The sequence below is a fragment of the Serratia sp. HMSC15F11 genome (assembly GCF_001808215.1).
Taxonomy (GTDB): domain Bacteria; phylum Pseudomonadota; class Gammaproteobacteria; order Enterobacterales; family Enterobacteriaceae; genus Serratia; species Serratia nevei.
Genome location: NZ_KV792490.1, coordinates 1 through 930 on the forward strand (window position 1 = coordinate 1; position 930 = coordinate 930).

At 47.1% G+C, this 930-nt stretch carries 1 protein-coding gene and 1 pseudogene; one reads left to right on the forward strand and one right to left on the reverse strand.

Features of this window, described 5'->3' with window-relative positions:
- Positions 1 to 281 (reverse strand): annotated as a pseudogene (locus HMPREF3138_RS25730) (IS1-like element transposase); the annotation flags it as partial.
- A gap of 222 nt (positions 282 to 503) precedes the next feature.
- Here HMPREF3138_RS25730 and HMPREF3138_RS17935 point away from each other — a divergent pair.
- Entirely contained in the window at positions 504 to 929 is a 426-nt protein-coding gene (locus tag HMPREF3138_RS17935) for a CHASE4 domain-containing protein (RefSeq protein WP_230122640.1), read from the forward strand.
- Position 930: the final 1 nt, after the last annotated feature.

The window sequence follows — 930 nt, forward strand, 5'->3', positions numbered from 1 at the left end:
CGAGGTTACCGACTGCGGCCTGAGTTTTTTAAATGGCGGAAAATCGTGTTGAGGCCAACGCCCATAATACGGGCGGTTGCCCGGCATCCAACGCCATTCATGGCCATATCAATGATTTTCTGGTGCGTACCGGGTTGAGAAGCGGTGTAAGTGAACTGCAGTTGCCATGTTTTACGGCAGTGAGAGCAGAGATAGCGCTGATGTCCGGCAGTGCTTTTGCCGTTACGCACCACCCCGTCAGTAGCTGAACAGGAGGGACAGCTGATAGAAACAGAAGCCACTGGAGCACCTCAAAAACACCATCATACACTAAATCAGTAAGTTGGCAGCATCACCGACAAAAGGCTGCCTCATCGCTAACTTTGCAACAGTGCCCTTATTCGCACCTTCCTTAGCAAAACAGAAAGCTGGCACTAAATAAAAATCCGTTTCTGCCGATACTGCCTCTGCGGGCTGTGCCTATTTCAGGCCAATGGACTCTCACCCGTTAAGAGATGGGGAAAATGAACTGGCAGCGCTTCAACAAAGTAAGTAGTTTTTCAGGAGAAACCAGTGGCATAGTAAAGAAAAATTTTATTATTACCGCGGCGTTGCTGAGCAGTCTCTTTCTGGCGGCAATAGTGAATCTTTTATATATCGCGGATAATCTTAATAATAAAGCAGACGCGCGCAGCAGTTTACTTTTGCAAAAAGCCCTCACTAACCGGCAGGAAAAGATACGCACAAATTTAATGGATAATGCCGACTGGGGCGAAGCGTATAATAATTTGCACAAGCAGGTGAATGTTAAATGGGCATGGGACAGCCAGAACCTTGGTGAATCGCTTTACACGAATTACCAGTATGAAGGCGTATTTGTTTTGTCTCCCGCCGGGGAGACGCGTTATAGCGTCATTGAGGCTTTGTTGAATAAATCGAACTTTTGCTGAG

Bases quoted from the DNA above. Each gene is read 5' to 3' on its own strand.
- HMPREF3138_RS17935 (WP_230122640.1), top strand. From the start codon at position 504: ATGAACTGGCAGCGCTTCAACAAAGTAAGTAGTTTTTCAGGAGAAACC.